Raw genomic sequence first — 24,419 nt, 5'->3', positions numbered from 1 at the left:
CCATGCCCGAACCCGGCGTTGAGGAAACGATTCGTCTCCAGTTCCTCGAGGAGGCTCAGGACTACCTGCAAACGATTGAAGCAGGGATACTGGAACTCTCCCACCAGCCGGGGATGATTGATGCTGTACTGCGGGCGGCTCACTCCATTAAAGGGGGGGCAGCGATGATGGGCTTTATGTCCCTCAGTGAACTGGCGCATCGCCTTGAGGATTTCTTCAAGGTCTTGAAATCGCGCCCCTGCGACGATGTCGAGGTGCAACACCTCCTGCTCAAAGCAGTGGATCAACTGCAAGCAGTTATTACCCTCCATCGCCAAGGCGTGAACCCCAATGAGGGCTGGTGGCGCACCCAAGTCGAGCCACTTTTGAATGAGTTGCACGGACGCTTGGGCGATCCCACGGCGGAGGATGATTTAGCGCTCCTTAGTGGTGATGATGGCCAGCAGATGCGGGTGGTTCTCTTTGAAACCGAGGTGGAAGCCTGCCTACAACGCTTGGAAACTGTTCTGGACACCCCCGGCCAACCCTGCCTCAGAGAGGAGCTGGCGATCGCCGCCCAAGAACTGGAAGGCCTCGGACAAATGCTCGAACTGCCTCAATTTGCTGAGTTTTGTGCCTCCGTCAGTGCCTATCTGGAGCAACCCAACTGTGATGTCAGCGCAGCGGCTGCCCACATTGTGCAGCAATGGCGCCGCTGTCAAGCCCTTGTGATCACTGGTCAACTTGACGCTCTGCCCACGCGCTTGGAAATCCCGGAAACCGATGACGAAGAGGAGGACGAGGATCAAACCATTATTGATTTACCGCTGGCCAACCTCAATCAAGAATTAGGGGTCGAGGACTTTGCCAGTGCTGAAGTGGAGACCTTCTCCTTAGGTGATTTATTGTCCCCCCCACCCACCCCTACAGCAGCCCCTTCCCCTGCGCCAGAGGCTGAGACCACCCCAGTAACTCCCCAGCCCCAAGAACCCAAGGAAATGACCGTGCGGGTGCCGGGGCATCAGTTGGATCAACTGAGTGATTTGATCGGGGAATTGCTCATTGAGTGTAATGGTCTGGATTTACAACGGGAACGCCTCCATGATCTGCTAGTGGGTCTCAAGCAAAAAGTGCGTGCCCTTGAGCGTGCCAACTTTCGTCTGCGCACAGAGTATGACCGTGTCAGTGCCCCCCATCACTTTAATCCCCAAAATCAGCATGGCTTCGATGTTCTCGAGTTCGATCGCTATACCGATGTGCATCTGCTCTCCCAAGAGGTGATGGAAACCATTGTCCAAGTGCAGGAAATCACCAGCGATTTGGAATTGAGCCTAGAGGACACCGAACGCACTGGCCGTGATCTCAACCGCACCGCCAAGCAACTTCAAGCTCGGTTTACCCAAGTGCGGATGCGCCCCTTTGCGGATCTGGCCAACCGCTATCCTCGCCTAATCCGCGAATTGAGTCGCGAGCATGGTAAAAATGTCAACTTAGAGATTGAGGGCAGCCACGTTCTCATTGACCGCACGGTGTTGAGTGTGTTGGCAGATCCCCTCTTGCACCTTGTCCGCAATGCCTTTGATCACGGAATAGAACCCGCAGAGGAACGCCAAGCCCTTGGTAAGCCCACAGCGGGAACCATTACCCTAAAGGCGGCCTATCGCGGCAACCAAACCGTTATTACTGTGGCGGATGATGGCCGAGGCCTAAATCCAGAGAAAATTCGGCAAACGGCACGGCGATTGGGCTTAGCCCGCGACTGGTTGGAAACCGCGAGCGATCGCGACCTTTGGCAACTGATTTTTGAGCCGGGCTTTTCAACGGCCTCACAGGTGACCAGCCTCTCCGGGCGCGGTGTTGGCATGGATGTAGTGCGCACCAATCTGCGGCAAATTCGTGGGGACATCCAGATCCACAGTACCCCCGGCCAAGGCACGCGATTTATAATTACAATTCCCTACACCCTCTCAGTGGTACGGGTGCTCTTGGTGGAGGCCGCTGGCATGCTCTTGGCGGTACCCACCGAAGAAATCGAGGAAATGGTGCTGGGCGATCGCTACCCGCCCATCGAAACCCTTGGCTCAACCCTAATTGACTGGGAAGGCTATCTCATTCCTGTAATTGACCTCACCCAGATTTTCCACTTTCAGCGCCCCTATCGTCCCGTGGAAATGGAGGGCGCACCGACGATTAACGAACCAACCCTGATGATTGTCAGTCAAGGGGATAGTGCCCTTGCCCTGCGGGTCGATCGCTATTGGAGCGAGCAGGAAGTCACCATTCGCCAAGTCGAAGGTGAATTAGCCCTACCCAAGGGTTTTAGTGGCTGCACGATTTTAGGGAATGGCCGCATTGTCCCCCTACTCGATCCCCTTGCCCTCTTTAATTGGGCAGAACAAGAGAGTTCTCATGCCCCTGTGGCTAGCCCCGTTGCCCCTAGCCAAGACACCGTCCTTGTGGTTGATGATTCAGTAAACGTGCGGCGTTTTCTCGCCAGTACCCTCGAAAAAGCCGGCTATCGGGTTGAGCAGGCCAAAGATGGTCAGGAAGCCATTGATAAACTCCAAGGGGGGCTACACGTCAACGCTGTTATCTGCGACATTGAAATGCCCCGCCTCGATGGCTTTGGTGTCCTCACTCAAATTCGCCGCATTCCCCAGTGCCAAAACACCCCCGTCATGATGCTCACCTCCCGCACCGGTCAAAAACATCGCCAACTGGCAGAACGTCTAGGGGCAGCTGCCTACTTTAGCAAACCCTTCCGCGAAAGTGACCTCTTGGCCACCCTTGATCAGTTGATCCGCCATGCTTAAAAGCCGCCGTCGCCGCCAAAGCCAACCCGTTGTTTTAGAGCAGTTCCTGACCTTTATCGTGCGTCAAGAGCAGTTTGCCGTGCCCATGGCACAGGCCTATCGGGTCATTCCTTTACCGCCTATTCATGGCGATCCCCACCAGCGGGGGATTGGCCTTGTCACCTATGAAAATCACGAAATTCTAGTCATTGATATTGGCCGCTGTCTCTTTGATGATCCCCTCTCAACCTCAGAAACCCAGAAGCTAAAATTTTTGCTCATTCTCCAGCCCCGCTTAGCAGGGGAATGGCTTGGCCTGCCCCTCATAGAACCCCCCGTGATTGAGCGCATTCCACGGGATGCCATTCATCCTATTCCCACTAACTATCTCCACTGGGGGAGTATTCACAACGTCAGTTCCCTCATGGTCAGTAGTCAAGAAGATCAGGAGCTACCCCCGATCTTTATCGTTGATATTGAGCAGGTACTGCACACCCTAAAAACGCGATAACCTGCCTGCATTCCTAGATGGAGGCGCACCAGCCATGAGTACACTGTATGAAACCGACTTTTATAGCTATTCCAATAGAGAATGAGATATCATCCAGCACAATACTTGCGAATCACCTCATCAATCGAACAGTTTGACCCTGCATGCCTCCGCGGGTTATCCAACAACTACAAGGGCTGTATTGCAGAAAGCTCTACCCAAATGAGATGCTAACTTCATCCCAACGGCCTGATAGTGCGATTGCCTTCAGTTCATCAATAGACTTAAATTTTCTACCCTGTTTAATTTCTTGAATAATTTTTTCAGCTTCTTTAAGCTCTAACCTCGGAACACTCTTGGCAAGATTCTTAGCGCTTTTATAGGAGTTGATGCGCACAGATTTTTGTTTTTGTGGATTGGGATTAGTCTTTGTCTCTTTAGAGATATCCTGCTGCAATTCACTAAATTTTCTTTTCAGATCATCCAATTCTTGGAAAATTTTTTCTAGAAAATTTACAATAACCTTATTTTGGTCATTTAAGCTCTTCTGTAACTCAGAAAATAATTTCATAGCTGATTGGGAATCTTGATCAACTAAGTTACTTCTCTCTGATTTTTGTGAATAAGAGCCATCATCTTTAGAATTTATTTGCAAGATAGATTTGCATCTTTCTTGGAAGGTTAGAACTTCTTCATCTTCAAGCTCAATTCTTGATGCCCATAATTGATGGATACCCAATTCACGGGCAAATTCAACTATCTCCTTGCCGAAGACCACTTCATACGCTGTCTCACCTTCTGGTGTAGTGACTGGACGAATAATGAGGGGGATGAGGTTGGTTTTATATTTGTCTAAGTCTTCACGGATCAGTTGTGGTGAAGCAGAGAATAAGTCTTTGGGATAGGTCTCTGGGATTGTCAGATAATCAATATGAATCTGACCCTGATGTGTCTGATGTAAGCCGAGGTGCTTCGAGATGCGATTGGAGTGACTCATACTCTATGATGCCTGAGTAAAAAGATAGCGAGCTAAATTTTCAAATGAAGTCGTTAAATCATCAATCGATTCTTTATCTGATCGATTTAATTCTTCATAAAATTTTCTACTAAATATCGGTTGCTGAGACTCTGTGGCTCGCAACATCACAACTCGGTGTGCAATCCATGTTGATTCGGGTAGAATTTGCACGGTCTGTCTTCCATTGGCTGCTTTTTCAAGAATATTCGACAACTTCTCTTTCATCTCATAGTTAGCTGCCGATGTTGTACGATTATACATACTCACAGCGATTCCAAGGGGTCGAGGCGGAGTTTCCATGGCATCCCTCATGGCCTCAAGGCGGGCTAGAACGTACTCTATTGCCCGTATAGGGTAGGGAGCAAATTGCGTCGGTATGAGTACCCCATCAGATGCCATCAAAGCAATGGCATTGACTTTACCAAAGGCGGGTGGTGGATCAATCAGCACAATGTCATAGCCATGATTTTTGAGTTTTCGTTGTAATACCCGATCAATATCAATCGTGCTGATGAGTGCGGGTTCCTTGTCAGCTAGGCGAATGTGGGCGGGAACAATGTCAAGGTGTAGGTTGCCCCAAGCTCTTTGATAGACCACATCTTCTAGGCCAACCTTTGGCTCTAGCAATAGGTCAGCAATATCCTTCTTGCCTTGCTCTTCTACATCTTTGAGGGGGTTAATGCCGACGCCAATGGTTAAGTTGGACTGTGGGTCAATATCAATCAAGAGAACTCGCTTACCCATCGTGGCAAAGGCAGCACCAAGATTGAGGGTTAGCGTTGTTTTGCCAACGCCCCCCTTGTGATTAAAGACGGTAATGATCATGGGTGACTCCTGAGGAGCAGTTGAGGAGATAGAAAAACTCTTTGCAAGTGCCTTTTCAAAATAATGATAGACTTTGAGCCTTTGCTGGGTTAAGGCAGTCACTAGAGCAGCGGCTGCAGAGCGGTGTAAAATTTTAGTCAGTTTCTGAATGGTTTGTTTATCGAGGATCCCTGAAGCACATGTCACCGGTTGAAGTGGTTCTCTAAGGGGATTTTGATACAAAAGGTGGTATTCTCGGCCATTGGTGAGTAACCCAAAAACAGCCTGCGCTGCTTCCATGTAGTACCTCAATTGCTGGCCACCCGTCAGCCGGGACTGCACTGGGGTTTTCACCTCAATGATCAGATAGTTCAGGGGGCGATCGCCCGCCATCGGTAAGGTCACCAAAAAATCAGGGTAGCCCTTTCCAATTCGAGGTTTGGCTTGATACTCAGAAGACTGATAGCCCCACTGCTTGAGTAACGGTAGGATAATTTTCTGTTCCGTATTTGCTTCATTGCCCATGGGAAGCCGCTATGCAGGGAGCGCGCTCAGAGGCACATCCAACAAAATTATCCTTGACAACAATAAGCAATTCAATTTGTTAACAAATCTTTATAATGTAATCTAAATATGACAAGTGCATGGTGATTCTCCCTTAAGCCAAGCGTGCCAGCCAGTCTGGCATTTCCCACTCCAGTATATTTTTGGGGGTTTGAAGCATGATTTCTTCATACTCTGGATTGAATTGATAGTCGCCTGCGATCAACTGCTGAGCATCGTGACTGAGTAGCTCTTCAAAGGAATTAGCAAGAACTTCATAGCTAGAGTTTTCGTCACAAACCAGAAGTGTTGAATCCTGCAACAAAACTTAACATTTTAAGTGACCAGTAGCTCTGGCTGCCAATCAAAGCTCCAATGCACTATCGAGCAGCGACGACTGAGTTCCAGTTGCAAATATCGCAATTTGTCTAATAGCTTCTTCCCAAAGTATTCAGGTATCTCCACCAGCTCTAAAATTAAATAGGTAATTAAAACCATATAAATCTGATTTATCACCCCGTTCAAACTCTTCGTAATCAACTTGTCTAATGATAAATGCATCTTCAGAAATTTCCATAGGTTCTCAATCGCCCACCGATGCCGATATAACTCACTCACTTCCTCATCACTCAGCTCCTTTAGATTTGTCGCTATACGAAACTCCGTTTGATTCTCGTCAAAAAATTGAACCACGCGATATCTCTCATGATTGAGCTTCATTCTCATGTTATTCTTGATACGTACAACAAATGAGCACTTCCTCTCACTCAGTCGCTCTAAAAATTGCCAGCTCGCAAACCCTCTATCCATGATTACAACAGCATTCTCAGGGATCATTTCTAGAATCTCCTCTTGAAAGCTCAAGTCATGTCTCTCCCCAAAAGAAATCACCGCTTTACCTATGATGTTCTCTGTTAAATCAAATCCCGTAAGTAACTTCACTTGATGATATTTATAGAACCAAAAGAGTTTACTGGTCAGGGTAATGATGGTTGAATCGATAGGAAACAGCGTCATGCTTGAAGTACGATGTCTCTTTTGAGCTTGAGACATCAGTTGAGTGTAAATCCCCTCCAATAAGCGGGTTGTCCGAGTTTTGTTGGCTTTGGAAAAAGTGGACATATCCACTGTAATCCCTGCATGATTCAAGCGATAAAATAAGGCTCTCATACTGGTTAACCCTTGGTCGAGAACGTAGGTCAACCAGATTTTGAAGAACAATTGAGAGTTCAGCACGGGGTAGTCACAGGGGCTGAGCCGGTTGAGAATGGACTTGACAAGAGTTGCAAAAGATGCCATAGTAAGTTGATTGTTTTTTTCTTCTTTTAAGGGAAGAATATGACATTTCTTCCCTTTTTTCTAGCCTCTCAAACTATCTTTCAACACTTCTGGGTTTATCTCAGAATACTAATTGGCACGTGCGCCAAGCAGTTGCTAGCAGTTTGAATTGTCCCTTATCACTTATAGAGAAGCTAGCGGTAGATCAGGATGCCCATGTTCGAGCAGCAGTAGCTATACGTCAGGATTGTCCCTTACCTGTTCTCCAAAGCCTACTGAAGGATACAGATACACTGGTGCGGAAAGCAGTCGCCAAGAATCCCCAACGGCAAAAGTTAGCTAGTACACTGAACGTTTCTTCTGAAGTCTTAACTATCCTTTCTCAAGATCAAGAGGCTAGTGTCCGCGAAACTGTTGCCAAAAATCCAAAATGTCCTTCCCAAGTACTGGAAATTCTAGCCAAAGATACATATGCCCAAGTAAGACTTGCAGTAGCATTAAGTAAAAGTACTTTATCTTTTTCCTCAATAGAGCTACTATCTCAGGATCCAGTATCTGAAGTGCGCGTCGCAGTAGCTAACCGACTCGATTGTCCTGCCAACATTTTGTTAGCCCTAGCCCAAGATAGCTGTCGTGAAGTTTGGCGAGCAGTCATTAGCAATCCGGAGTGTTCTGAGCAGATTTTATGCTCTTTTGCTAAACATCCAGATGTGGTTGTGCGCGAACTTGTAGTGAAAAACCCGAAGTGTCCTCCTCAAATTTTAGCTACTCTTACCCAAGATAAGGAAAGTCAGGTAAGGCGAGCAATCGCAGAACGAGTAGGATTCTTACCCCACCTGCTAGAGACTTTGGCTAATGACCAAGACTGGCAAGTACGATTAGCCATAGTGAATAACCCCCAATGCCCTAGCCATCTTTTGCAGGCTCTCAGTCAGGATATTCACGCAGAAGTAAAGCGAGCAGCCACCAAACGCTTGCAAGAATGCACTAAACACTAGACTAAGCTAAATTCAAATGAGCCTGAATTTCTGACTTCAGCCGATTGAGGATATGGCGCTGATCCAACTGGCTGAGGATTTGTTGCACTACGGTTTTCGGCCCAGCAGTTCCCCAGCCTGCGCCGTTGGCAAAGTAGGTTTTGGCTACTTGTCCCATCGTATAGGAGGCAAGGCCAGCAATCCCCGCTTGGGTCATGGCCACGGAGAGATAGGGAGCAAGGGCAATGCCGCCACTCATGGGCGTAGCTAATCCCAACAGTCCCTTGAGGGAACTGAGTCCTAAGTTGACAGCAAATTCCCCTAAACTGATGCTGCCCATGGCGAGGGCGATTGTTTGTAATAGCTCCTTGGCGCCTGCTTCTGTGAGTTCAATGCCGTAGAGGCGCGAGAGTAGTTGAATCGTGGTCAAGTCAATGACGGCACTGCTGACCATATCGAGCACGGTAACAGGGTTGAGGGCGATCGCCAGCGCCTTGGCGACAGCTCCTTTCCAAATCAGTTGGTTGGCCTCCTGATCCCGCAGTTCCAGCTTGTAGCGGGTTAATTCCTCACTGACTTTATTGGCAAAAAGCATTGAGTTGAGGGCAATCAGGGCCTTCCCTTCGCGGTTGAGCACCTCCAAGATCTTTTGCTTCAGGGGTTCCACTTGGGGAGCACCGACGGTCATTTTCACCTGTACTCGTCCTTGGCGATCGCGATTCACTTGGGGGACAAGGGGCGCTGCTGCTACCATGACAATCTCTTCGGGGGAGAGGAGTTCTTTGACGCGCTCATCGCGGATTTTGTTATAGATGGCCTCGCGATCCGCCTCTGGATACTGATCCACTTTGTTAAACACTAGAATCATCGGCTTGCCTGCCTGCCGCAACTCACTGAGGGCTTGGTACTCAAGACGGGTCAAATCCCCGCCAATGACAAAGAGAATCAAATCCGCTTGGGCTGCTACCTCCCGTGCCAGTTGCTCCCGTGCGGCGCCATTGACTTCGTCTAACCCCGGTGTATCAATGAGGCGGATGGGATTACCCCGCTGGGCTTCCGAAATTTGCCACAGGGCACTGGCTTCCTCTTGAGTGACGCCATGAATCGGCCCAGTCGCAAAGTAGGGTTCCCCTAGCAGCGCATTTAGTAGAGAGGACTTTCCCCGCCCCACCATACCAAAGACGGCAATTTGCACGACACCATAGTGGAGCTTGTCGAGCATTGCTTCGAGGTCAGCGATCGCGCGGGCGAGGGAGGCTTTTTCGCTGCCAGTCGCTTTGCACTCGAACAGGAGTTTTTCAAGGGCACTTTTGGCCGCTTCATAGCTGCGGGCGCTTTGATAATCATCAAGGTCATCAATCGTGCCTTGAAGTTCCTTCAGCAGAGAATTCGCTGGCGATCGCTCTATCACAGATGCAACACTGACGTTACAAAGATTCGCTTTTTATTCTAAGGGCAAGAACGGGACTGGTGCGATTTGAACGCACGACCTAGCGCTTAGGAGGCGCTCGCTCTATCCGACTGAGCTACAGCCCCAAAGAGATACCTTCTATCCTAGCGAGTTTTGATCGCCCCTAAGCTGCTGTCGCCACTGTTGCCCTCAGGGCATCAATTTCCTGAAACAAGCGCTCTAGGGGTGCATTGGGTTCTAAAAACGAGAAGAGATGCTTGTAGCGCAGCTTACCTTCCTGATCAATGAGAAACTGTGCGGGCAGTGGTGCCCCCAAGGCTTGACCCGTGCGGTATTTGCGAAAGACTTGGCAACTGGGGTCATAGAGCAGGGGCATCTTCAAGCCCATATCGTCCTTGACCTTTTGACTTTGCTGGGCATCGGTACTGGTGATCACAAGAACGGCTACTCCCTTGCCTTGGAATGTTTCATAGTGTTCATTCAAGGCCTTGAGATAGGGGTAGCACAGCGGACAGTATTGATGCTCCGTAAAGATACGAGTAAACACCAGTAGGAGCGGCTGCTCTTGCCACACCGTTGAGAAGCGCACGGGCACGGTTAGCCCTACGCCGGGTAGCTCCCAATCAGGAACCACTGCACCCCGCTGTAGTTGATTTTGGGGTGGCAGTGGCCACGCGTTCTGCCAAAACCGCTCATTAAAGAGGCCACTGAAGTTGGTGGAGGTAAAAAACGGTAATTGAACAGCCATGGCGCCCTCGCTGGTGGCTCAACATTTTCCTAGCGATCGACAGATCCCATAATCACATCGATACTGCCAAGGATAGCAACAATATCCGCCACTTTCATCCCCTTGAGCAACTGGGGCAGGACTTGCAGGTTATTGAAATCCGGTGGACGAATCTTCCAGCGCCAAGGGAAAACATTATCATCGCCAATCAGGTAAATCCCTAGCTCCCCTTTCCCCGATTCAACCCGCACATAGTGTTCGCCTTTGGGAATTTTGAAGGTGGGAGCCAGCTTCTTGCCGATGTATTGGTAGTCAAAGCCATTCCACTCCGACTTGGCACCCTCGAGCATCCGCTTGGCTTCGAGGTTTTCGTAGGGACCACCGGGCAAACCATCCAAGGCTTGGCGAATGATTTTCACCGATTCGCGCATTTCTTGAATACGGACAATGTAGCGGGCAAGGCAATCACCTTCTGTGGCCACGGGTACATCCCAGTCAAAGTCGTCATAGCACTCGTAGTGATCCACCTTGCGCAGATCCCACTTCACCCCAGAAGCACGGAGCATCGGCCCCGATAGCCCCCAGTTGATGGCATCCTCACGGCTAATTTTGCCCACCCCCTGTAAGCGACGCACAAAGATGGGGTTGTTGGTGATCAGGCGCTCGTACTCATCCACTTTGGGCAGGAAGTAATCGCAAAAGTCGCGGCACTTGGTTACCCAGCCATAGGTGAGGTCGGCAGCCACTCCCCCCATGCGGAAGTAGTTGTTGTTGATGAAGCGCATGCCTGTGGCAGCTTCAAAGAGATCGTAGATGTATTCCCGCTCACGGAAGATGTAGAAAAAGGGTGTCTGGGCACCGACATCCGCCAAGAAGGGGCCTAACCACAGCAGGTGATTGGCAATGCGGTTCAACTCCAGCATGATCACGCGGATATAGCTGGCGCGTTTGGGCACAGGAATACCAGCCAACTTTTCGGGAGCGTTGACGGTAACCGCTTCGTTAAACATCCCGGCGGCGTAGTCCCAACGACTCACGTAGGGGATGAACATAATGTTGGTGCGGTTTTCAGCAATTTTCTCCATGCCGCGATGGAGGTAGCCAATCACCGGCTCGCAGTCAATGACATCTTCGCCATCAAGGGTCACCATTAACCGCAAGACCCCGTGCATTGAGGGATGGTGCGGCCCCATGTTGATGACCATGGGTTCTGTGCGAGTCTCTATCGTGGGCATAGATGGCAGTTCCGCTAGAGGGTTGGACGCTTACTTTACAGCCCTTTTCTAAAATGTGGCATACATGAAGGGAGTGCAGTTTCCTCCCATAGTGGCTTTCGCGGTTTTAAGCCTGTTCCATCTGTGAAAAGGGCTGTTCTTTTGATATGCTACACAGGTTTTCCCCGCTTGCCAATTCAAATTTGCTTATGGCTTAGATAACGGTGCCATCGGGGATCATGGCATTTTTGATAATCACCACCACCCCGCTGCGGATATAAAATCCTTGATCTTCACGGTTGGATTCTTCAACATGGTCTTTGTTGATGATTTTGACATCGTGGCCAATGGAGGCATTTTTATCGACAATTGCCCCGCGAATGACACTGTTGGCACCAATGCCGATGGGAATTTTATGTTGCAACAGGAGCTGGCTGCGCTGCGCCGAGTCTTGGTAGTAGTCGGCGCCCATCAGCAGGGAATGATCAATGACACAACCGGATTCTACGCGCGATCTCACCCCCAAAACGGAATGGTGAACTTGGCATTCCTTAAGAATGCAGCCCTCGCTAATGATTGACTCGGTGATCGTGCAACTGAGAATCTTACTGGGGGGTAAATAGCGGGGACGGGTGTAGATGGGGGCGTTTTCGTCGTAGAAGCTAAAGGGTGGTTGGGGTTGTTGGGTGAGGGCAAGGTTAGCCTCGTAGAAGGATCCAATCGTGCCAATATCTTCCCAGTAGCCATTAAAGACGTAGGTTTGGACAAGATGAGAACGGGTCGCAGCGGGAATGATTTCCTTGCCAAAGTCCGTGGCATCGGCCATCTGTTGCAGCAGATCAATCAGCACTTGCCGCTTAAAGACATAAATCCCCATTGAGGCAATGTAGGGTTTGCGATGGGCTTCCTCGGCACTAAGGCCATAGCGGGTTGTGTCCACGCGCATATCCCGTAGGGCATCACCGCTGGGTTTTTCGCGGAATTCAATAACTCGCCCTGTGCCATCTACCTTAATCAAGCCAAAGCCAGAGGCGGCTTTTTCATCGACGGGCAAGACAGAGAGGGTAATATCGGCGCCCGTTTCGCGATGGCGCTGCACAAAAAGGCGATAGTCCATGCGGTAGAGGTGATCTCCTGAAAGAATCAGGTATTCATCCACGTCCCAATCGGCTAACAGCCACAGGTATTGACGCACCGCATCGGCAGTGCCCTGAAACCAGTTGGGATTTTCTGGGGTTTGTTGCGCTGCTAACACTTCGACAAAGCCGCCCGTCAAGCCGGGGAAGGTATAGGTACGAGCAATATGACGGTTGAGGGAGGCCGAGTTGAATTGGGTAAGGACGTAAATGTTATTGATTTCGGAGTTGATGCAATTGCTCACAGGAATATCAATGAGGCGATATTTTCCAGCAAGGGGAACCGCAGGCTTGGCTCGACGCTTGGTCAAGGGATAGAGACGTGTGCCGGCACCGCCCCCAAGGATAATCGCCAAGACTCGTTTCATTGAAAACTCCATCTGAACGGCCACATCAACAGTGTACGCTGTGGTGGCACTTCTCTTTGCGAAGGGGACGCTTTTTGGTAAAGAAGCCGCGCAATGGCATGATAATGATACTTGGTCGTTGATCCCAAGCGGAGAGTAGCAGCATGGGATTTGTGGATATTGCGATCGCTGATTTGGCAGCGGACTACGGCGTCTCGGTCGAAACCGTCTGTGGGTTGTGCGATCGCTTGGGTATTCGCTATACCAGTCCGCAAACGCGCCTGCCCCTTGAAGATGCCAAAGCAATCATTTTGGCTTTGACGGACTCTGCTACACCGACCGATCAACGGGACACATCACCGCACTCGTAAGACCTGCTTATTGGGAGAACTATGTTAAGAAAATCCATTTGGCTTGCGGTCGCCCTTTGCCTCTGCCTCTGGCAACTGACCCTAGGTACAGCACTGGCCGCTGAACTGACCCCTGACGTCCTGACCGTTCCCCTCAACAGTGAAGGAAAAACCATTACCCTGACGGAAAAGCAATACTTTGAGGGTAAGCGTCTCTTCCAGTATGCTTGCGCCTCCTGCCATGTGGGGGGGATCACCAAAACCAACCCCAATTTGGATTTGCGCACTGAAACCCTGGCTTTGGCCACACCGCCACGGGATAACATCGAAAGCTTGGTGGACTATATGAAAAACCCCACCACCTACGATGGTGAGCAAGAAATTGCTGAGGTGCACCCCAGTCTGCGCAGTGCCGACATTTTTCCCAAAATGCGGAATTTGAACGAAAAAGATCTGGTGGCGATCGCCGGTCACATCCTCGTCGAACCCAAGATTCTTGGGGATAAATGGGGAGGCGGTAAAATTTACTACTAGTCACAACTCAAGAAGGATCTTCCCAACTCATGCACCAACCTCACTCTCGGCTTCGGCCTGTTGTCTGGCTCTGCAGTGGCCTACTGTTCTTGCTGCTGGGCTGGGCGATCGCCCCGGCAACGGCGCTGGCGGCCTCTGGGGTAGATAACTATGTGATCCAATACCTGAAGGTCACAGATACGGTGGAACTGCCCCTCAATGACGGCGGTGAGACCAAAACCTTTACAGCCGTGGACTTGACCCGTGGGAAACGGCTCTTTGAGGAAAACTGCAAAAACTGCCACGTTGGCGGCAGTACACTCCCCAATCCGTTGGTCTCCCTCTCCCTGAAGGATCTCAAGGGAGCCACCCCCCCACGGGATACAATTACCAGTCTGGTGGCCTTCCAGCGATCGCCGAGATCCTACGATGGCAGCGAAGAGAGTTATTCCTGCCGCCGCGTGAGTGAGGACTGGTTGACCACGGAACAGCTTGAGACCTTAGCTGCCTTTATTTTGCGAGCGGCAGCCGTGGCGCCCGGTTGGGGCGTAGAAAGCTTTCCGGACAGTGTCCCCTAGGTTGGGAACTTTGCTACACTGACCTTTGGTGAACCTTGCACCCCTTGATTTTTGGGGCTTTATCCATACCCTGACGCATTCCATGAAAGGAGAACTCCCTTGAAAAAGCTATTCATTTGTGTTTGCGCGATCGCGATCGCGCTGTTTGTCAGCCTCACCCCTGCGGCCTTTGCAGCAGATTTAGCCAATGGTGCCAAAGTCTTTAGCGGCAACTGTGCAGCCTGTCACATGGGGGGTGGCAATGTGGTGATGGCCAACAAAACCCTGAAAAAAGAAGCCCTTGAGCAATTTGGCATGTACTCCGAGGATGCCATTATCTACCAAGTGCAGCACGGCAAAAATGCCATGCCCGCTTTTGCTGGTCGTCTCACCGATGAACAAATTCAAGATGTGGCTGCCTACGTGCTCGATCAAGCCGCCAAGGGTTGGGCAGGCTAAGATTGCCACCGTCTGAAAAAACGATTGATGAAGGGTGTAGGCGTAGGTGCTACATCCTTTTTTTATTCTGTGACTGCCCTCCAAGTCCTGCAAAGATAGATGTTGTGTTCTGCATCCCCTAGGGAATCCTCTCTAGAATCAGTGCAATTCATATAATGATGAAAGACTTGCTCCTACAAAAAGGCGGTACACTTGGGCTATGCCTGCTGCCCCATTGCCAGCAAATGAACCGGAACGGCAACGTGCCCTTGAGCAGTATCGAGTCTTAGATACGCCTCCGGAACCGATCTTTGATGAAATTACGAATTTAGCGGCAGCCATTTGCGAAACCCCCATTGCTTTGATTAGTCTCATCGATCGCCAGCGGCAGTGGTTTAAGTCCAAGGTGGGGCTAGATGCCTGTGAAACCCCACGCAATATTGCCTTTTGTGCCCATGTGATCCTTCAGCCAGAACTGGTGGTGGTACCGGATGCTCGGCTGGATCCCCGCTTTGCCGATAATCCCGTTGTTACAGGGCCGCCCTATATCCGCTTCTATGCGGGGATGCCCTTGATGACGCCTGATGGCTATGGCATTGGTACCCTCTGCGTAGTGGACTATAAGCCGCGTGAGCTAAACCCCGTTCAACAGCAAACCCTGCGCACCCTTGCTCGCCAAGTCATTAGTGAACTGGAAATCCGCCATCACTTAGAGGTCACCCAGCAACAACTGGCCTACATTCAGCAGATGAGCAGCCTCCAAGAGGCGGTCTTCAATAGTAGTAATCACGCCATCATTGCCACCCGTACCGATGGCATTATCACGCTGCTGAATCGAGCCGCTGAGGAATGGCTAGGATATTCTGCCTCAGAACTGGTGGGTAAAGCAACGCCAGAACGTTTCCATGATCCTCAAGAGGTGGAGGGCTATGCCCAGATCCTCAGTGCGCAATTGGGAGAACCCATTCCTGCGGGGTTTGAGACTCTCGTGGCTCGGGCGCGGCGGGGCTTGGCCGATGAGCAGGAGTGGACATTTGTACGGCGGGATGGCTCTCGCTTCCCTGTGTCTCTGTCAGTCACCCCGATTCATGATAGCCAAGAGCAACTGATTGGCTTTTTGGAGTTAGCGGTTGATATTACCGACAAGAAGCAAATTGAGGCAGAGCTGCGACTGCGGGAGCGAGCGATCATTGCCAGTACTAATGGCATTGTGATTACCGACTACCGCCAACCCGATAATCCAATTATCTATGTGAACCCCGCCTTTGAGCGGATGACAGGATACCGAGCAGCGGAGGTGATTGGCAAAAATTGCCGCTTTTTGCAGGGGCGCGATCGCCATCAACCGGGGGCTGAAGCCATTCGTAATGCCATTAAAAAAGGCCAATCCTGCCGGGTGGTGCTGCGCAACTACCGCAAAAACGGCCAACCCTTCTGGAACGAACTGGCCATCTCGCCGATTTATAACGAATTTGGTGAAATTACCCACTACATTGGCATTCAAAGTGATGTCACCGAACGGCAACGGGCACAACTGTTTTTACAGCAGCAGGTGAAGCGCACGCTCCTGCTCAATCGCATTACTGAGGAAATTCGCCAGCAAATTGAACGGGAACACATCTGTCGTACAGCAGTGCAGCAGGTGGGAGCAACCCTCAATGTCAGTCGTTGCCTCTTATTTGTCTATCAGGAGAATGCCCCTTCGCCGATGGAATTGGTGGCAGAGTATTGTGCGCCGGGGGTGTCCTCCGTCAAGGAATGCCCTCTCGATTTGAGCCAGATGCGGGGAGCGTTTTTGGAATCGGTTTTTGCCTCCGATGAGGTGTTTAGCTGCGAGGATGTGACAACAGACAGTCGTCTAACCTCACTTCATGAGTACTGCGAAGCCCTGAGTGTGAAATCTGCGGTGATTGTGCGCACGGCCTATCGCAATCAAGCCAATGGTTTACTCATTTTGCACCAGTGCGATCGCCAGCGGCGGTGGACGGAGGCGATTAAAAGTTTGCTCAAGAGTGTGGCGGCACAGGTGGGGATTGGCCTTGCCCAAGTACAACTTTTGGAACAGGAAACCCGCCAACGTCAGCAACTGCAACAGCAAATGCAGCGGGCGTTGCTTCTGAATCAAATTACTGAACAGGTTCGCCAGAGCCTCGATACGGAAACGGTGTTTGAAACAACCGTCACCCAAATTGGGCAGGCCTTTGGGGTCAGTCGCTGTTTAATTCACCGCTACGAGCCGGGGCCACCGCCGCGTATTCCCGATGTGGCTGAATACCTGCAACCGGGCTACCCCTCAATGAGGGGGGTCAGTGTGCCCGTGGAAAACAACCCCCACGCCTTGGAGGTTCTCAGGAGTGATGCCGCTGTTGTTTCCCACGATGTGACTCAAGACCCCCTACTGGGCAATGCCATTGAGCTGTGTCATCAACTTCAAATCAAGTCAATGCTGGCTATTCGCACCTCCTATAAAGGCGTACCCAATGGCGTTATTGGCCTGCATCAGTGCGATCGCCAGCGGCAGTGGACTCCCGATGAGATTGAACTTCTGGAAGCAGTGGCCGCGCAAGTGGGGATTGCGATCGCCCAAGCGGAACTCCTGCGCCATGAACAGCAGCAGCGCCAATTATTGGCTCAGCAAAACCACGAACTCGAACAAGCCCGCCTGCAAGCAGAACTGGCCAACCGAGCCAAGAGTGAGTTTTTGGCCACCATGAGCCATGAGATCCGCACCCCCATGAATGCGGTTTTGGGCTTTACGAATTTGCTCTTGGATACGCCCCTCAATGAGCAGCAGCGGGATTTTTTGCAAACTCTACACCAAGCCGGCGAGGCACTCCTGACAATTATTAACGACATTCTTGACTTCTCGAAAATTGAATCGGGCAAACTGGTGCTAGAGCAGCAGCCCTTTGATGTGCGTGAGTGCGTGGAGGATGTCCTGAGCCTACTGGCCAGCAAAGCTGAGGAGAAAGACCTAGAGTTGCTCTACACCTGCACCCCCGAAACCCCTGCCCAAGTTAAAGGGGACGTGACCCGGCTACGGCAGATCCTCGTTAACTTAGTAGGCAATGGGATTAAGTTTACCCACCAAGGTCAAGTGCTCGTCCATGTGAGCGCGGTCAAGCACGAGGGCAAGGATTTTCTCCAATTTCAAGTTCAGGATACGGGCATTGGCATTCCCAGCGATCGCTTGGATCGGCTCTTCAAGCCCTTTAGTCAAGTGGATGCCTCGACGACGCGCGAGTATGGCGGTACCGGCCTAGGCCTTGTGATCAGCAAACGCCTCTGTGAGTTGATGGGCGGCAATATGTCCGTTGAAAGTGTCGAGGGGCAGGGCACCACATTTACATTTACGATCCTCGCTGAAGGACAAAAACCCTATGTGCCGCCGACAATCCATGCTGCTTTGGCAGACAAGCGGGTTCTTGTAGTGGACGACAATGCCGCCAGCCGCGATAATCTCTGTACATTACTGCAAAACTGGGGGATGGTGCCTATCGGGTATGGCAATCCCCAACTGGTTCTAGAGGCCGCTCCCCAGTGGGATTTGGCAGTCATTGATTTGAATATGCCCGAGATGACTGGGCTTCAGTTAGCAGAGCGGTTGCAATCAGAGCCGCACTTCAATCAACAGCCGATTATTCTGCTCACACCCCTGAGTTGGCTGGAAACCACCAGTCGCAAAGAGCTGATTACAACGCATATTCCCAAACCGATTCGCCCCCTCACCCTCCGGCAAACGCTGATTAGAGTACTCAGCAGTGAGTCAGCGACCCAACCAGCACTGACAAGAACTGGTATTGATCTGAACTTGGGCAGCCGTTTTCCCCTACGCATCTTGCTTGCCGAGGACAATGCGGTGAACCAAAAGGTGGCGTTGCATATTCTCAAGCGGATGGGGTACCGCGCTGATGTGGCGGCCAATGGCCTAGAGGTACTTGAAGCGCTGCAACAACGCCCCTACGATGTGGTGCTCATGGATGTGCAAATGCCAAAGATGGATGGCCTTGAGACCACCGAACGCATCTGTGCCCAATGGCCTCCCAGCCAGCGTCCTTGGATTATTGCCATGACGGCAAATGCCCTAGCTGGCGATCGCGAACGCTGCTTTGCGGCGGGGATGGATGACTACATCAGTAAACCGATTAAAATTGAAGCCCTTGCCGCGGCTCTCAACCGCTGTCGCTGCCTCAGTCCCAAGACCACCTATCCGCAACTGTGTGAGCAGATCAGCTTTGAGGGTGATCAGAATACAGCAGAGTCTATGACCTAGAGATACTTAGCCAAGAGCAGATGCAGTTTCTCCTTGGTGGCTGCGGGTACCTTGTCAAGGGGAGTGAGAATAGCATTCTTTAAGGCACGGTGGGCTTTAGAGGCTGGTGGATTGGCATGGAGGCGTTTGACGGTTTCACAAATAATGGCTTGGGCATTTTTGACATTGCGCTGTAAGTTGTCAATAATCATCTCCACTGTGACTGAGTCATGCTCGGGGTGCCAGCAGTCGTAATCGGTAACGAGCGCCAGCGTTGCATAGGCAATCTCCGCTTCACGAGCCAGTTTGGCCTCCGGTAGATTCGTCATGCCAATTACGGTGCCGCCCCACGAGCGGTACAGGTTGGACTCTGCCAGCGTTGAGAAAGCAGGGCCTTCCATACACACATAGGTACCTTGACGGTGCAGGGTGACATCGGGCAGGTTGAGATCGGCGATCGCATCAGCAAGAACAGCAGCAAGGGCAGGACACACCGGATCGGCAAAGCCAATGTGCGCCACAATACCCTCACCAAAGAAGGTGGAAATGCGGTTACGGGTACGGTCAATAAACTGATCGGGCACCACCATATCAAGGGGTTTCACCTGTTCCTGTAGGGAACCCACCGCAGACGCAGAAAGCAGGTACTCGACCCCAAGGGATTTGAAGCCATAGATGTTGGCACGAAAGGGAATCTCCGTCGGCAGTAGATGGTGATCGCGGCCATGACGTGCCAAAAAGACGACTGGAACCCCAGCAATCTTGCCGCAAATAAAGGCATCGGAAGGATCACCAAAGGGCGTAGTCAGACGTACCTCTTCGACATCGGTGAGGGCCTCCATCTTGTAGAGACCACTACCGCCAATAATGCCAATTTTTGCAGTCATGGAGATTCCTAAAACACCAATCGGCAATAGCTTAGCACTAGTTGCCCCAATTTTGATGGTTTAGAGGCTACCGAGGGGGTTGAACTGGTAGTTGGAGCCTTTAGGGCCATTGGGTCCCGGTGCTGCTTGCACCAGAGGAACTCGATCAAAGGTACCACTGGCGGTTTGCCCCTGAATTTGTACCCCTTGGCGGAGCAGTTGTTGGGTGCTGGCGCGATCGCCCCCTTGAACCATCGCTTGGGCAAGGGCTTGAGTTGCATCGTAGGCAGTTGTGGTGCGCCAACTAATTTGCCCCCGCCACGCTTGTGCGGCCTGCTGCGCAAAGGGATCATTGGGGTTAGTACTCCAAGGAACTGCTAGAATCATGCCATTGATGGCGCTATCCCCCTTGATCAGTAAATCAGGGCTGTAGAGTTGATCACTACCAAACAACTGCACGGGGGTAGTTTGGGTTTGATTGGCAATAGCAAGGGCAACGGCATCATTCACCCGAGCGCGACTCATGGCCAAAATGACCACATTGGCTCCCGCTTGCTGTGCTGTGGTCATTGCTGTATTGGCATTAAAGCCGGGGGCGGCCACATCCATCTGTTGCACCACTTGCGCACCAAACCGAGGCAGAGCAGCGACTAATTTAGTTTTCAGTTCATCACTGTAGGGACTATCGCTGTTGTAGAGAACAGCCACTTTGGCATTAGGGACTTTTTTCGCAGCGGCTTGGGCGAGGGTATTGGCGGCATTGTCAAGGTAGGTATTGAGGAGTTGTTGCCCCTTTTCACTCAGAGATAGGGTTTGCACTTGAACCGTGCCGTTGTCTTGGGGGATGACATTCGTGGTCAGGGGAGAAAGGGCCGCAATCCCCGCTTGCTCATAAACCTGTAGAGCGGCACGACTATTGGCGTCGGTGCCATGACCCAGTACCCCTTGGATTGAACTGTTGATCAAATCTTCGGCCAAACTGGTTACACCATTGGGGCTGTTTTCATTGACAATGGCGACTTCAAGGGCACGACTGGGGCCACTGGCATTAAAGCGCTCTTGGTACTGAGCGACCCCCCGCAGAATTTCCTTGGCAGTATCGGGGCTAGTACCAATGGGAACAACGGTGGCCATCGTCATCGGGTTGCCGGCTTGGCGGGCACGGGCATTGTTAAGATAAATGCGCGCCTCTGGATCATTGGGATCGAGGGTGACGAGTTCTTGATACTTGGCGATCGCCTGTGCCCAATCTCCCTGATCAAAGGCAAGGGCGGCTTCTTGCTTCAGGGCTGCTCGCTGCGGATTGGGTTCACTGATCAGGATGCGCTCCCCTTGGCTAATATAGGCTGTGTTGCGGGCAGTGGTTTTGCTCACCAAGTGGTTGCCACTGGTTGTCCCTCCTATCGGCAGTGGCGTAGTACCGTTGCGGTTGGCAATAAAGATTCGATAGCCAAGGAAACCAATACCACCCGCGAGTAATAGAACCACCCCAAGGGCAGCAGCAACTAGCGGTAGTTTCCACTTTCCAGCCCCAGCAGCACTATTACCACTGGCAGGATTCATGGCCTCACGGGGTAGTCCACAGATGTCACAGTCGGGGCCAAAGTTTTCATAGGGGGGGTGGGCACCGCTGGCATTGGGGTAGGATTTACCGTTTTTAGGTACGCCATCGCACTTCCAAGAACCGGGAGATGGTGCCATGATGCCCCCCTTTCAAGTGAATTTGGATCAGTGTACTGTCCTAAGCACGGGCAAGAACAGGATTGTCGTCTTCGGCGTCTTCGGTGTCGGCCTCTTCTTCAAGGACAATCGTCATGAAGCGGAGGATGTTTTCATTGAGGCGCATAGCGCGTTCCAAGGGGGCGATCGCCGTCCCAGCAGCGGTATAGGTCATCAGAATGTAGTAGCCCTCCCGCAGTTTCTTGATCGGGTAGGCAAACCGACGCTTGCCGCGATTTTGCACCTTAAGCTTTGTCGCACCCTGTTCTTCTAAAAAAGTGCGAAATTGGCTAATGGTTTGTTCCAGTTGTTCTTCGCCCACATCAGGACGAACAATATAGAGCGTTTCGTAGTTCCGTGTAATCATTGAGGTCAACTCCCTTTGGACAAATGGCCTTTTGACGGATGCAAAAAGCAAGGCTTTATAATTTTAGCACCGCAGTTTGCCATTCTTGGCAAGGAAGAGAGGGGACTAATTCACTATGGTGGAACGGTTTGTGCGGGTACAGACCACGGGGGGACAGATTCATTACGGCACACTGCAACTCAACCGCGAAGTGATGATTTGGGATGCGGCACCGTGGCTCCACGGCCAACCCACGAACCAAGTCCTCAGTCCCGATAGCTATCAACTCTTGGCTCCCTGCTCCCCCTCAAAAATTGTTGCTGTCGGACGCAACTATGTGAAGCACGCTGCCGAAATGGGCGATAGCGTGCCCCCTGAGCCATTAATTTTTCTAAAACCGCCGACAACGGTTCAAGCCCCCGGCTGTCCCATTTGGTATCCGCCCCAAGTAAAGCGGGTGGACTATGAGGGGGAATTGGCGGTGGTCATTGGTCGTCGTACCCGTGCCTGCCCTGAAAATGAAGCTCTTGAGCATATTTGGGGTTACACGATCGCCAACGATGTCACGGCTCGGGATCTGCAGCAACAGGAGCAGCAATGGACGCGGGCCAAGGGGTTTGACACCTTTTGCCCCCTAGGGCCTTGGATTGTGCGAGAGGTTCCTAGCGATGCGCGGTTGCAAACCTTTATTAATGAGGCCGCGCAACCCGTCCAATCAGCAACGATTGATCAAATGGTTTTCTCACCCGCCAAGTTGGTGAGTTTCATTAGCTATGTGATGACACTGCTGCCGGGGGATGTGGTATTGACGGGGACACCCGCAGGAATTGGTGCATTACAGGTGGGCGATCGCGTGCGCGTCGAAATTGAAGGCATTGGCAGCCTCCTGTCGGTAGTCACAACACCGGAGACCCCTTGGACACCCCCCTTAGGTCGCGCCTATTAGGAATATCCCTCTTTAATGACTTTAGGCGGATGAAAAGACACATTGTCGGCTCCATTGATGCACCAGTGGACAGATATAGCTATTCCAATAAGGAATGAGATATCATCCAGCACAATACTTGCGAATCACTTCATCAATCGAACTGTTTGACCCTGCATACATCCGCGATCGCTTCAACGCACTGAAGTCGTGCTCAATCACATTCAAATCAGGAGAGTATTTCGGTAAAAATAACACCTCGTGACCCGCCGCTTTGACCGCTTCCTGAATCGCCCCTTTCGGATGAATCGGTGCATTATCCATCATCAACAACGACGGTCTCTTTAATGTCGGCAAACAGTATTGACTCAGCCAGCTCACAAACCCTAACGCATTCAAATATCCTGAAAACAGCATTGGGGCGATGAAGTCTTTCTGGTATCTATACCGTCCTGCGACTCAACTCTCTCTTTCCTGACGCTTCCCCGCTCGCTCTCCATCAATTCGTTCGCCTCGTGCTGACCACCTATACTCACACTCTACTCGAGAGTCAAACCCCGTCTCATCGATATAGACTACCGTTTCCTCCCCATGGCTCTCTACCCATGTGTCGAGCTGTTGTTGATACGCTTGCCGCTCTTCTTCACACCGTTCTTGGTAACGCATCTGTTTTTTTTTTCGGGTGATGCCCATCTGGGCGAGGGCATAACTAATGGTGGAAACTTGAACGCCAAATCGCTGGGCACGGTCGATTAAACGGTCATCAGGATGGGCAGCAACATCGGCTGCTAAGGCCGCCCAATCCAACTTCCAAGGACGACGGGGGACAACCGTGGGCGCTAAGTCCTCTCGCTTCAGCCAGCGATGGATGGTGGCGCGGCTCACCTGAAAAATTTGAGTGGCTTCACTGATTTTGCCACCTTGCTTGATGTAGGAGACAACCCGCTCTCGTCAGTCCAAGCTATAGCTCATATTCTTGAGTAACATTCATGACGCTTTGAGTATAGCCTATCCCTCTTGAAAATATCTCACTCCCTTTCGAAATAGCTATAATGTTACAAAGAGCTGGTCTGAGGCCGTGGCCACCCATTTTGAACGGCAATTACAACGTCTGCGCAGTGACTTGCTGCGACTGGGAACACTGGTGGAAAGTGCCTGTCAGTTGGCCTATGGTGTCTTGATTGAGCGACATCTCCTCAGTGTCGAGCAGTTGATCCAAAGGGAGCGGGACATTGACCGCAGCGCCCAAGAACTCAATCGTGAGGCGATCGCCCTGCTGACATTGCAAGCTCCTGTGGCCGAGGATCTCCGATTTTTGGTCATGCTCTCGCACCTCTGCCGCGATCTAGAGCGGATCGGCGATTATGCCCTTGAAATTGGCCGTGCGGGTCAAACGCTGCTGCGCTATCCACCCCCACCCTACCTTGAGGACATCCGCTTGATGTTCCAGCGATCGCAACTGTTACTATCGGAAGCCCTATCCGCCATTGCCAATTTGGATCCTGAGGTCGGGCTAGCCCTTGCCAACTGCGATGATGCCGTCGATGCCGACTATCAACGTCTTTATGAGCGACTCTGCACCCCTTTGGATCCGCAAGAACCAGTGGAATTGCGCTTAATCCTCCTGCTGCTGATTCGCAACCTAGAGCGCATTGGTGATCATGCGGTAACCATTGGCCAGCGCGTCTGCTTCATTGTGCGGGGGGAAGACCCCTAGGAAAAATTGACGTTTTATGA

At 51.4% G+C, this 24,419-nt stretch carries 21 protein-coding genes, 1 tRNA gene and 1 pseudogene; 10 read left to right on the top strand and 13 right to left on the bottom strand.

Features of this window, described 5'->3' with window-relative positions; genetic code table 11:
* The first annotated feature begins 2 nt into the window (after positions 1-2).
* Together RHJ31_RS12885 and RHJ31_RS12880 are read left to right on the top strand one after the other, a co-directional pair.
* Positions 3-2,792, top strand: coding sequence for a hybrid sensor histidine kinase/response regulator (locus RHJ31_RS12885; protein WP_302676867.1), 2,790 nt, complete (start codon positions 3-5; stop codon positions 2,790-2,792).
* The gene (locus RHJ31_RS12880) at positions 2,785-3,282 is read left to right on the top strand and encodes a chemotaxis protein CheW (protein WP_302676866.1); all 498 of its coding nucleotides are present in this window, start codon (positions 2,785-2,787) and stop codon (positions 3,280-3,282) included. The genes RHJ31_RS12885 and RHJ31_RS12880 overlap by 8 nt, the downstream gene beginning before the upstream one ends.
* A gap of 193 nt (positions 3,283-3,475) precedes the next feature.
* Here the strand turns inward: RHJ31_RS12880 and RHJ31_RS12875 are convergent, their stop codons facing one another.
* From RHJ31_RS12875 to RHJ31_RS12860, 4 genes are all read right to left on the bottom strand, one after another.
* The gene (locus RHJ31_RS12875; protein ID WP_302676865.1) at positions 3,476-4,258 is read right to left on the bottom strand and encodes a hypothetical protein; all 783 of its coding nucleotides are present in this window, start codon (positions 4,256-4,258) and stop codon (positions 3,476-3,478) included.
* Positions 4,259-4,261: 3 nt separating this feature from the next.
* Positions 4,262-5,608, bottom strand: a complete 1,347-nt coding sequence (locus RHJ31_RS12870) for an AAA family ATPase (RefSeq protein ID WP_302676864.1) — start codon at positions 5,606-5,608, stop codon at positions 4,262-4,264.
* A 133-nt stretch (positions 5,609-5,741) separates the two neighbouring features.
* On the bottom strand, positions 5,742-5,951 hold the full coding sequence (locus tag RHJ31_RS12865) for a hypothetical protein (RefSeq protein WP_310445822.1): 210 nt from the start codon (positions 5,949-5,951) through the stop codon (positions 5,742-5,744).
* Positions 5,952-5,962: 11 nt separating this feature from the next.
* Positions 5,963-6,925 (bottom strand): IS4 family transposase, encoded by a 963-nt coding sequence (locus RHJ31_RS12860; protein WP_310828478.1) that lies wholly within the window; start codon positions 6,923-6,925, stop codon positions 5,963-5,965.
* Between the two features lie 119 nt (positions 6,926-7,044).
* Here RHJ31_RS12860 and RHJ31_RS12855 point away from each other — a divergent pair, with 119 nt between their 5' ends.
* On the top strand, positions 7,045-7,902 hold the full coding sequence (locus tag RHJ31_RS12855; protein WP_302676861.1) for a hypothetical protein: 858 nt from the start codon (positions 7,045-7,047) through the stop codon (positions 7,900-7,902).
* Between the two features lies 1 nt (position 7,903).
* Here RHJ31_RS12855 and RHJ31_RS12850 read toward each other — a convergent pair whose 3' ends face one another.
* The 5 genes from RHJ31_RS12850 to RHJ31_RS12830 all read right to left on the bottom strand — a co-directional run bounded on the left by RHJ31_RS12850 (position 7,904) and on the right by RHJ31_RS12830 (position 12,737).
* Complete coding sequence (locus RHJ31_RS12850; protein WP_302676860.1) at positions 7,904-9,292, bottom strand: GTP-binding protein; 1,389 nt, start codon at positions 9,290-9,292, stop codon at positions 7,904-7,906.
* 51 nt (positions 9,293-9,343) lie between these two features.
* Positions 9,344-9,417: transfer RNA gene (locus RHJ31_RS12845), tRNA-Arg, on the bottom strand.
* 38 nt (positions 9,418-9,455) lie between these two features.
* A complete protein-coding gene (locus RHJ31_RS12840; protein ID WP_302676859.1) occupies positions 9,456-10,040 on the bottom strand; it encodes a peroxiredoxin family protein in 585 nt (194 codons plus the stop codon).
* A 29-nt stretch (positions 10,041-10,069) separates the two neighbouring features.
* On the bottom strand, positions 10,070-11,254 hold the full coding sequence (locus RHJ31_RS12835) for an NAD(P)H-quinone oxidoreductase subunit H (protein WP_149820368.1): 1,185 nt from the start codon (positions 11,252-11,254) through the stop codon (positions 10,070-10,072).
* A gap of 193 nt (positions 11,255-11,447) precedes the next feature.
* Positions 11,448-12,737, bottom strand: a complete 1,290-nt coding sequence (locus tag RHJ31_RS12830; RefSeq protein WP_302676858.1) for a glucose-1-phosphate adenylyltransferase — start codon at positions 12,735-12,737, stop codon at positions 11,448-11,450.
* A 143-nt stretch (positions 12,738-12,880) separates the two neighbouring features.
* Between RHJ31_RS12830 and RHJ31_RS12825 the strand changes: the two genes are divergently transcribed.
* The 5 genes from RHJ31_RS12825 to RHJ31_RS12805 all read left to right on the top strand — a co-directional run bounded on the left by RHJ31_RS12825 (position 12,881) and on the right by RHJ31_RS12805 (position 18,847).
* Positions 12,881-13,087, top strand: coding sequence for a translation initiation factor IF-2 (locus RHJ31_RS12825; RefSeq protein WP_206201021.1), 207 nt, complete (start codon positions 12,881-12,883; stop codon positions 13,085-13,087).
* Between the two features lie 21 nt (positions 13,088-13,108).
* Positions 13,109-13,600: a photosystem II cytochrome c-550 gene (psbV, locus tag RHJ31_RS12820; protein WP_302676857.1), complete on the top strand. Its 492-nt coding sequence runs from the start codon at positions 13,109-13,111 to the stop codon at positions 13,598-13,600.
* Between the two features lie 29 nt (positions 13,601-13,629).
* A complete protein-coding gene (psbV2, locus tag RHJ31_RS12815; protein WP_206201023.1) occupies positions 13,630-14,157 on the top strand; it encodes a photosystem II cytochrome PsbV2 in 528 nt (175 codons plus the stop codon).
* 99 nt (positions 14,158-14,256) lie between these two features.
* Positions 14,257-14,595 (top strand): cytochrome c6 PetJ, encoded by a 339-nt coding sequence (petJ, locus tag RHJ31_RS12810; protein ID WP_302676856.1) that lies wholly within the window; start codon positions 14,257-14,259, stop codon positions 14,593-14,595.
* 199 nt (positions 14,596-14,794) lie between these two features.
* Positions 14,795-18,847, top strand: a complete 4,053-nt coding sequence (locus RHJ31_RS12805; RefSeq protein ID WP_302676855.1) for a GAF domain-containing protein — start codon at positions 14,795-14,797, stop codon at positions 18,845-18,847.
* Here the strand turns inward: RHJ31_RS12805 and RHJ31_RS12800 are convergent.
* The 3 genes from RHJ31_RS12800 to rpsF are packed head-to-tail and all read right to left on the bottom strand — an operon-like array spanning position 18,844 to position 21,778.
* Entirely contained in the window at positions 18,844-19,713 is an 870-nt protein-coding gene (locus RHJ31_RS12800; protein ID WP_302676854.1) for an S-methyl-5'-thioadenosine phosphorylase, read from the bottom strand. The genes RHJ31_RS12805 and RHJ31_RS12800 overlap by 4 nt on opposite strands.
* 60 nt (positions 19,714-19,773) lie before the next feature.
* Positions 19,774-21,393 (bottom strand): ABC transporter substrate-binding protein, encoded by a 1,620-nt coding sequence (locus RHJ31_RS12795; RefSeq protein WP_206201027.1) that lies wholly within the window; start codon positions 21,391-21,393, stop codon positions 19,774-19,776.
* A gap of 40 nt (positions 21,394-21,433) precedes the next feature.
* Complete coding sequence (gene rpsF / locus RHJ31_RS12790; protein ID WP_206201028.1) at positions 21,434-21,778, bottom strand: 30S ribosomal protein S6; 345 nt, start codon at positions 21,776-21,778, stop codon at positions 21,434-21,436.
* Between the two features lie 115 nt (positions 21,779-21,893).
* Between rpsF and RHJ31_RS12785 the strand changes: the two genes are divergently transcribed.
* Complete coding sequence (locus RHJ31_RS12785; RefSeq protein WP_302676853.1) at positions 21,894-22,703, top strand: fumarylacetoacetate hydrolase family protein; 810 nt, start codon at positions 21,894-21,896, stop codon at positions 22,701-22,703.
* A 102-nt stretch (positions 22,704-22,805) separates the two neighbouring features.
* On the opposite strand, the pseudogene RHJ31_RS12780 reads toward RHJ31_RS12785, so the two are convergent.
* A pseudogene (locus tag RHJ31_RS12780) lies at positions 22,806-23,612 on the bottom strand (IS630 family transposase).
* 148 nt (positions 23,613-23,760) lie between these two features.
* Between RHJ31_RS12780 and phoU the strand changes: the two are divergent.
* Positions 23,761-24,399 carry a phosphate signaling complex protein PhoU gene (phoU, locus tag RHJ31_RS12775; protein ID WP_206201030.1) on the top strand — a complete coding sequence of 213 codons (639 nt, stop codon included), beginning with the start codon at positions 23,761-23,763 and terminating at the stop codon, positions 24,397-24,399.
* Positions 24,400-24,419: the final 20 nt, after the last annotated feature.

The sequence above is a fragment of the Thermosynechococcus sp. JY1331 genome, from assembly GCF_031583475.1.
Lineage (GTDB): Bacteria > Cyanobacteriota > Cyanobacteriia > Thermosynechococcales > Thermosynechococcaceae > Thermosynechococcus.
Note: the sequence above shows the minus strand (reverse complement) of the source record. Positions and strands in the feature narration are given on the sequence as shown.

Coding starts and splice junctions, on each gene's coding strand:
- RHJ31_RS12885 (WP_302676867.1), top strand. CDS start 3: ATGCCCGAACCCGGCGTTGAGGAAACGATTCGTCTCCAGTTCCTCGAG.
- RHJ31_RS12880 (WP_302676866.1), top strand. CDS start 2,785: ATGCTTAAAAGCCGCCGTCGCCGCCAAAGCCAACCCGTTGTTTTAGAG.
- RHJ31_RS12860 (WP_310828478.1), bottom strand. CDS start 6,925: ATGGCATCTTTTGCAACTCTTGTCAAGTCCATTCTCAACCGGCTCAGC.
- psbV (WP_302676857.1), top strand. CDS start 13,109: ATGTTAAGAAAATCCATTTGGCTTGCGGTCGCCCTTTGCCTCTGCCTC.
- rpsF (WP_206201028.1), bottom strand. CDS start 21,778: ATGATTACACGGAACTACGAAACGCTCTATATTGTTCGTCCTGATGTG.
- RHJ31_RS12840 (WP_302676859.1), bottom strand. CDS start 10,040: ATGGCTGTTCAATTACCGTTTTTTACCTCCACCAACTTCAGTGGCCTC.
- RHJ31_RS12785 (WP_302676853.1), top strand. CDS start 21,894: ATGGTGGAACGGTTTGTGCGGGTACAGACCACGGGGGGACAGATTCAT.
- psbV2 (WP_206201023.1), top strand. CDS start 13,630: ATGCACCAACCTCACTCTCGGCTTCGGCCTGTTGTCTGGCTCTGCAGT.
- RHJ31_RS12805 (WP_302676855.1), top strand. CDS start 14,795: ATGCCTGCTGCCCCATTGCCAGCAAATGAACCGGAACGGCAACGTGCC.
- RHJ31_RS12825 (WP_206201021.1), top strand. CDS start 12,881: ATGGGATTTGTGGATATTGCGATCGCTGATTTGGCAGCGGACTACGGC.
- RHJ31_RS12835 (WP_149820368.1), bottom strand. CDS start 11,254: ATGCCCACGATAGAGACTCGCACAGAACCCATGGTCATCAACATGGGG.
- RHJ31_RS12795 (WP_206201027.1), bottom strand. CDS start 21,393: ATGGCACCATCTCCCGGTTCTTGGAAGTGCGATGGCGTACCTAAAAAC.
- RHJ31_RS12875 (WP_302676865.1), bottom strand. CDS start 4,258: ATGAGTCACTCCAATCGCATCTCGAAGCACCTCGGCTTACATCAGACA.
- RHJ31_RS12830 (WP_302676858.1), bottom strand. CDS start 12,737: ATGAAACGAGTCTTGGCGATTATCCTTGGGGGCGGTGCCGGCACACGT.
- RHJ31_RS12870 (WP_302676864.1), bottom strand. CDS start 5,608: ATGGGCAATGAAGCAAATACGGAACAGAAAATTATCCTACCGTTACTC.
- RHJ31_RS12800 (WP_302676854.1), bottom strand. CDS start 19,713: ATGACTGCAAAAATTGGCATTATTGGCGGTAGTGGTCTCTACAAGATG.